Annotated in this window: 9 protein-coding genes; all 9 read right to left on the bottom strand. The window is 52.1% G+C overall.

The window, feature by feature from the left end:
* Nucleotides 1-153: 153 nt before the first annotated feature.
* Nucleotides 154-1,410, bottom strand: a complete 1,257-nt coding sequence (locus QF669_05005) for an efflux RND transporter periplasmic adaptor subunit (GenBank protein ID MDP6456797.1) — start codon at nucleotides 1,408-1,410, stop codon at nucleotides 154-156.
* On the bottom strand, nucleotides 1,411-2,664 hold the full coding sequence (locus tag QF669_05010; protein MDP6456798.1) for a TolC family protein: 1,254 nt from the start codon (nucleotides 2,662-2,664) through the stop codon (nucleotides 1,411-1,413). It abuts the gene before it with no gap.
* A 107-nt stretch (nucleotides 2,665-2,771) separates the two neighbouring features.
* Nucleotides 2,772-3,131, bottom strand: coding sequence for a hypothetical protein (locus QF669_05015; protein MDP6456799.1), 360 nt, complete (start codon nucleotides 3,129-3,131; stop codon nucleotides 2,772-2,774).
* Between the two features lie 97 nt (nucleotides 3,132-3,228).
* Nucleotides 3,229-3,498 carry a DsrE family protein gene (locus QF669_05020; protein ID MDP6456800.1) on the bottom strand — a complete coding sequence of 90 codons (270 nt, stop codon included), beginning with the start codon at nucleotides 3,496-3,498 and terminating at the stop codon, nucleotides 3,229-3,231.
* A gap of 67 nt (nucleotides 3,499-3,565) precedes the next feature.
* Nucleotides 3,566-4,807, bottom strand: coding sequence for an FAD/NAD(P)-binding oxidoreductase (locus tag QF669_05025; GenBank protein ID MDP6456801.1), 1,242 nt, complete (start codon nucleotides 4,805-4,807; stop codon nucleotides 3,566-3,568).
* A 43-nt stretch (nucleotides 4,808-4,850) separates the two neighbouring features.
* The gene (locus QF669_05030) at nucleotides 4,851-5,489 is read right to left on the bottom strand and encodes a class I SAM-dependent methyltransferase (protein ID MDP6456802.1); all 639 of its coding nucleotides are present in this window, start codon (nucleotides 5,487-5,489) and stop codon (nucleotides 4,851-4,853) included.
* 310 nt (nucleotides 5,490-5,799) lie between these two features.
* Entirely contained in the window at nucleotides 5,800-6,630 is an 831-nt protein-coding gene (locus tag QF669_05035; GenBank protein ID MDP6456803.1) for a YwiC-like family protein, read from the bottom strand.
* A gap of 101 nt (nucleotides 6,631-6,731) precedes the next feature.
* Entirely contained in the window at nucleotides 6,732-7,271 is a 540-nt protein-coding gene (locus QF669_05040; GenBank protein ID MDP6456804.1) for a cob(I)yrinic acid a,c-diamide adenosyltransferase, read from the bottom strand.
* Between the two features lie 32 nt (nucleotides 7,272-7,303).
* The coding region (locus QF669_05045; protein MDP6456805.1) for a hypothetical protein at nucleotides 7,304-7,504 on the bottom strand (201 nt) is incomplete at its 5' end.

A 7,504-nucleotide genomic window follows, 5' to 3' on the forward strand; every position in this document is an offset into this window, starting at 1 on the left:
ACTCAAGTCCGGGATGGCATCCAAGGGTGTGGTTGACATGGCCACAAAACCTCCGAGTGACAAGATCAGTACGGCGAAAATGACGATAAAACGATTATGAACTGACCATTCGATTATTCTTTCGATCATATCAATTTTTCCGGTGCTTGCCGGTCACTCCTTTCGTTTTGACAAGAGCTTCGCAATACCCTCTTGCAGCTTGCTTTCAGAATCCAGCAGGAACTGACCGGAAGTCACAACGGTAGCCCCTTCCGACAGACCTCCCTTCACTTCGTAGAATCCGTCGCCGCTCTCAATCCCCACCGTAATATCCCTAGGAGCAAACCGACCGTCGCCCAATGCCACGAACACGAGGTTCCGTTCACCGGAGAAGAGGACCGCTTCCATCGGTACAGCGACAACGTCCTTGAGAGGTGACGTCTCGACCTCAACATTGGTGTACATGCCCGGTTTCAGTTCCAGATTCGGGTTCGGAAACGACAGCCTGACTTTGATGGTGCGGGTCTTCTCCTCAAGGTACGGGTAGATGTACTGCACTTTTCCTCTGTATCTCTTGCCGGGGTCGTAGGAGAGGGTCATGGTGGCTGTCAACCCCTCCCTCATCCACGGTGACTCAAATTCATAGATGTCAGCATAGACCCAGATTTCGGATAGATCGGCTATGGTGTAGATCATCATACCCGGTTTCACCTCCATTCCGTCCAGAGCGTGCTTTTCCACCACGATGCCTTCGAACGGCGAACTGACGGTGAGCGTTTTCCGCACGCTGCGCGTTTTATCAAGGTGATCAATCTGATCAGTGGAGACATCAAAGTATTCCAGTCTGCGGCGGGTCGAACCGAGAATCGTCTCCAATCGATCAGCGGCCCCGCCCGAGACACTGCCCGAACTCCTCACATTTTTCAGGGCGTCAAGATACTCCTCTTGCGCCGATACCAACTCAGGACTGTAAATATCGAGCAGTGGCTGACCCTTACTAACCCGCTGCCCCGTTATGTCGGCATGGGTCTTCTCAATCCAGCCGTTGAACTTGGTGTGAACGTGGGCTACCTTGGATTCGTTGTAGTCGATGCGGCCGATGGCTCTGATGGTTTGCGTCAGATCCCGTTTCTCTACCTCCGCCGTCCGGATGCCCATGTTCTGTTCCACAGCGGGATTAATCTTCACCGTGGAGCCGAAAGTTTCTTCTGTCCCGCCCGTAGGAATGCCCATGGGTGTAAGATTCATGCCGCAGATGGGGCAGTTTCCCGGTCCCTCCTGAATCACGTTAGGGTGCATGCCGCAGGAATAGAACTGTACCTCCGCCTCCTGATTCCCGCGGGAGGAATCTTTACTACCACCGCCGCAACCGCCAACAGACAGCGCGGTGATGGTCGAGAGTGCTATAATCAGAATCGAATGCTTCATCATTTACTCCTCCTCAAATCGGATCAGTCCGGCAATCTTCAGCAACTTTGCTCTCGCTATTTCTCTCTTTGCCGTGGTCTCTTCAAAATCGAGACGGACATTGACCACCATCCGCTGACTGTCCAGTAGATCGAGAAAACTTATTTTCCCCGTTTCATACGCTGACATGGCTGACGATATCATCTGTTCAGACTCTTTCAGCAGTGTCTCTTCAAAAAGATGATAAGTCTTTTGGATTTCCTCCGACTCCCTGATGATTGCAGTTAGATTTCCCTCTACCTCATTCCAGGTTTGTGCCATCTCCTCCTCCGTCACTTTGACAGCAATCTTTGCTGATTGCGACCGCGCTTTGTTCCGGCCGAACCAGAGGGGAATGTTAAGTCCCACCTTGACGCCCAGGGCGTCACTCCCAGCAGCCGTAGCAGACTCCGTCACACCCTCTTCACCAATGGCCGTATAATTAATCCCCGCCACCAGATCAGGATAGTTCTGTCGCCGGGCAAGTTCACTTCGAATCGTCGCAACCTCGCGCCTGTTTCCGGCTAACAGATATCCGGGATTATTCAGCCTAGCTGTTTCCAGCCAAGACTCCTTCGAGAGCCGCGAGAAATTCCCCATCAATTCGTCTCCCAAAAGTCGATCCGAAAAGCGACCGTCAAACAACGCCTGCAGTTCGCTGACGACGGTCTCAAGCTGCGACTCAAGGCTATTGATCCTACTTTCGATCATGCTCATCTCGATTTGTAGTTTCAATACGGGATGCTGCGTCGCTCCCATCCCCGTGGAGTACTGTGTCAGAGCGACGGTTCGGGAGGACTGGAGATCGGTCTGGTATTGTCTGAGGATGACAAGTGAATTCTGAATTCGACGATACCGGGCCCGGTTCATGTTCAGGGCGTAGACGGTATTGATCTCAACCGATCTCAATGAGAGGGCCGCCGCTTCCGCCTTCAGAACAGCAATCTTCTTCTCCCGGCTCAATTTTCCCCACAGCGGAATCCGCTGCCCCAGCATGAACTGAGCCTCCATGGGACCGTTTCTCGTTTCGATGGGCGCTGTAAAGAATGTCCCCTCGACTATGAGATCTGGCATAACACCGGCTGTTCCCACCTCCTCCAGCGCCGCCCTGTAGGCTTCCCGCGCCGCCGATACGGCCCTGTTTACATCCAGTACAAACTTTACCGGATCGGTCTCTTGCTGCGCCGCCGTACCGACCAGCAACACCATCAATAACGCAACTGTTAGATTCTTTCTCATAACCCTTCCTTTTGTTAACTGAATGTCTGCGGAGAGACTTATCCGGCAGACGAAACGACACAATCCGCCCGTGGATCCGCTTCAGACCGGGGGACGGATGGAAGGGTCTAAATCAGGAGGGAGTGGTTCTGGAAATATAGGGGGATTTTGAGGTGCGCCCGGAAAGAGGAAGTCGGTTCGCCGCGGCGAAAACTGAAATCATTCCACGGATCCGTTCGATCTTCAGCCGTCAGCAATACCTGTGGTGAATAGCTGTCTTTCACCACTGGAGGCTTGGGCGCCGAAAGTAACAGGAGCGGAGCGTGAGTCTCCGCTTCCACCATCATGGGGCAGACTTCGTTCATCGGTTCCAACTCACAACACGATTGTGGCGTACATACCATCTCACACTCTTCAGACGGGATGAGTGGCCACGCCAGCGAACCGGCGAAGAAAAAAATCAGTGCTACACTTATGGTCTGCCTCATTGTGGAGCCAATTTAGGACATCTAATACCTCAATCGCAAGTTTTGTTCCTAAGCTGCCACTCATCCTCACCTTATAGCATACGGCTTTCTGAAAACTTCATGTAATCTCAAGTCCCATCATTTCCATATCCTTCATTAATTGGTTTGGCTCAACCAAATTTCCCATCCAGTGCAAGCCCGTGTGGGGGAGTTCATTTCGAAGATATTGCAACAAACATGCCACTGCCTGCCCCAGGGATATTCCGCCGTCATCGAGCATGAAAATTCTCAGTGGTTCTTTCTTCTTCAGCAAAGCCAGCGCCAGGCGGAGTGCATTGTATGATTTCTCAGCCCCGTAGGGTGCATGATTGAGTATAAATGTGATCATCCTATTCTCTCCTGATTCTTCCTATCATTCCGGTACCCGTCCTCAACATGAGCGGAAATTTTTCGGCTTACAGATCAACCGGGATTCCTAGCATTTTGCCACCCGTCGTCAGCATCTGTCCTAACAGACTTCGCCTCACTCCAAACGGCGCCAGCCACCACTTTTCAAACATCACCTTTCCAATGTGCCATGTCTTGCCCAGCTCACGAAGTTCAACCTGTGGCGTCGGCTCCGCGAAGAAGTTGCCAAAGGCAAACCCGGCCAATGCTTCTCCAGCTTCTAACATACAGTAGCCGTCACCACAGAAAACTACATCTGAATCTACTCCGTTGATGCTCGCCGCGATGCGCTCCGCCACGACTTTTGCCTGCGCATGAGCAAACACCCCAGCCTTGGGAAGCATCATCGGCTTGTCCGGCTTCCAGCGACCGGGAATGGGGACAGAGGTGATATCGCCGATTGCGTAGACATTCTTGTGCTTGGTCTCAAGCGTTTCATGATTCACCGGCATCCAGCCGGCTTCATTGGTCAGTCCAGCCTCGCTCACGATCGCCGGCGGCTTGTGCGGAGGAATGGCTACCAGAAGATCATAAGCAACAGGTTCCTTCCCCTCAAAGATCAATTCCCCATTCTTTCCGTCAACGGAGGTGAGTTGATGCAGCGGATTATACGTGATCCCTTTTGAGGTGAGCATATCTGTGACAGCCATCCCAAGTTCCGGTCCGGCCACCGGCATGGGCTGCGGCTCCGGCGTGTAAAGTTCAACCTGTACCTTATCCTGCAATCCGCGTTGAATGAAGTGATCCGCAATCAGCATAGCCCCCTCGTAGGGCGCGCCGGGACACTTATACGGCATGGCACTGACGACTACGACCACCTTCCCTTTATTGAATGACTCCAAGGCCAGGCGCAACTTCTTCGAACCGTCGAAACTGTAGAATGTGTACGCTGACTCCTTCAGTCCGTCAATTGCGTCGGGTATCAGATCGGCACCTAACGCAACTACGAGGTGATCATAGGATAATCTCTCGCCATCCACCTCAACGGTCTGATCTGCTGGACTGATACTACTGATTTCCCCATGTTTCAGATCGACGCCGGGGCGCACCAGGTCCCGTACCGGGCGTGTCACCTGCTGCGGCTCCCGGTCACCCACCATCAGCCACAGGAACGATGGTGCAAAGGCGTGCTCTTCCTTCTTTTCGACTACTACAACGCGGCGCTCAGCCGACAGAGATTTCCTCAACTCGTTGGCAGTGACGAGCCCGCCTACGCCTCCGCCGAGGACTATAACAGTGTTATGTGCCATTGTTTGATTCTTCCTTTATTTGCCTGTTATCCAACATCCGTGCCTATCTCGTAAAAACCGCCACCTGCCATACAAACGTCGTCGCATAGTAATATCGTTTCAGTCCATTGCCAAAGATGATCTCTTCTACCTTTTTGGTCGGGTGAATGAATACCCGAAAAGAACTGCCCCTCATTCTGGAAAAGAAGTTCAGAACGGGCAGAGCTGTTTTTGTCCACCATACGTCACGGGGATAGATAACCCCGTACATTTTCCGCGCCAGTCTGGAGGATAACTCAACCAGTGCAGGCATATCATCATAACAGCAGATAACCTTGTCCAAGGTCACGATGTCGGCCGAGTCTGAATCTGAAGCAGTTGTTGTGAAGTCGCCGTGGCGAAAATCCACCTTTTCCGCCGTCCCGTTGTGTCGGGCTTCTTCTTTGGCTACTTCAAAGTATGCCTCTGAGGCTTCAATGCTCGTTCCGTTTGCGACGCCTTCTCTGATTAAGTCATTCTGGATGGCGCCAATTCCACCGCCGATATCCAGAAAGTTCATCCCCTCAACACCTTTTTTGCGAATGGCGTCCGTCAACATGCGGGTGGTTTTCTGTGCACCCTTCTTGCGGTATCGCTTCAATTCCTTCAGAGCACTTTTCCTGTCGAACATCTTTTCGATACCCTGACACTGACAACATCCCATGATTAACTTCCTCTGGTGTTCACCATATCACATATCCATACTTGGGAGCACGGTTCTTGTTGCGTTAAAGAGAAAATCGTACCTACACTGATATTTGCTCTATCCGAAAATCTGATCTTGCCGTCATCAGCAGCACGGCTTGTTTCACCCAAGATCGGCGTATTCCTGTCTCAACCTCGACATGTCTTCCAGTTGCTCTATCAGCACCTCTCTCATCAGCTGGCATGCGGCAACTATCTTGGGGTTTGCGATCGAGTAGTAGACGGAATTTGCGACAGAAGGTTTCCACAATCCGGAGCTTCAGCACCTCTTACGCTATTGTTCGAGCGAACCCCACTAGGGAAAGTACAGCAAACAGGATCGAATGGGCCAATTCCAGCAAGCCGAGACGATTCACCTTCAGCGTCTCCTTGGACTGCCATCGAAAGACGCCAACCGACCCCTTCACAAGGAAAGGGACATAAGCCCAGAAGAAAAACCACGAGTAGCCCCTGATTACCGTAATGATGTATAGATAGATCAACACAAGAGCTCCATAGAGAACGACGGGCATACCGGCTCGGAGTTTACCCCCCAGATCCGGTTCTGGAAAGGACGGCTGAGTTCTCACCTTCAGCTTGACATAGAAGATTGAGCCGGCGAAATAGAGGAAACTGATCATCCAGAGCACCCACCCTTTGGCATCCAAAGCACCGTTCAGAAACAGGTACATGACCGGAGCGGAAGCGGTCAGTCCGAGGACGCCGATGATCTCGCCCGTTGCGGACATGTGTTCCCTGTCCAGGGTCAGCCGAAGATGAAGCAGAAAAGACACCGCCACCGCGAATCCGAAGAAGAGAGTGTTCCACTGTTGCTGGGACAGAAAGAGGAAAGAAGCGAGAGCGATCCCCGAACCGCCCAGAAGGAGCGCCCACCTGTAGGCGTGCCGATCAACAGTGCGGCGGCGCTTCCACCTCCTCAGAAAACGAACCGCCGGCCGGTGAGAGAGAAAAATCAGGATAAATGAGATTATAAGGAGGAAAGAACTCCGTGACCATTTATCCAACACCACAACGACCATTGCAGCGGGGAGCAGAAACATAGCCCATGCGCCGTGCTGCGTCGGCTTCGGAAAAGGACCGAAGTATGAGCGGAGGGGCATAGACTATTGGTTATTGGTGACTGGTTATTGGTATCTGGTTAGTGGTGGGAGGTCAGACGAGAAGAGACGCAGATTGGGGACTGGGTTTTTCGCACTCAGATTTATCGCTTCCACAACTTCTCTTTACCGCCGTCCTTCGCGTTCTGATAGCGGGCTGCCACGAAGAGATAATCCGAAAGGCGATTCAAATAGGCAAGAATCTGGGAATCTACCGCTTCTTCCTTGTGGAGAGTAACAACGTCCCTCTCGGCGCGGCGGCAGACGGCACGGGCATGGTGAAGGTGAGCAGCCGCCTTTGAACCGCCGGGTAGAACAAACTCTTTCAGGGGGGGCAGGGATGAGTTCAGGCTATCAATGGCTTCCTCGAGGGCGGTGACGTCTTCCTTAGATACGAGAGCAAGGTCTTCGCCTTTCATGGCCAGGGTACCTCCAATATTGCAGAGAGTGTGCTGAACTCCTGCAAGAACTTCCGCTATCTCACTCACCGTACTTTGCCCCAACACCACGCCGATAACCGAGTTTGTCTCATCGAGTGAGCCAATGGCGGCGATCCGTTTATTGCCTTTCGAAACACGTTCGCCTTTCGCAAGGGATGTACTACCTTGATCGCCTGTTCTCGTATAAACTTTTGTTATCCGCATCTAAGTAAATTTAGTGTTTGAGAGTCAATGGACTATGGAGAAAATACTACTGCCGCCAGAGTGGTATTCTCTATAAGCCAGCCTGGCGTCAGACCAAACAGAAGAATGACAATCGCCAGAATTGTTAACAGGATAGTACTGTGTATTGAAGGGAAAGCAGTCAACGCTTCTTCCTCGGCCTCCATGTACATCTTTACAATAAGGCGAGCATAGTAGTAAAAGGAGACGAGCGT

The sequence above is a fragment of the Candidatus Neomarinimicrobiota bacterium genome (assembly GCA_030743815.1).
Lineage (GTDB): Bacteria > Fidelibacterota > Marinisomatia > Marinisomatales > S15-B10 > UBA2146.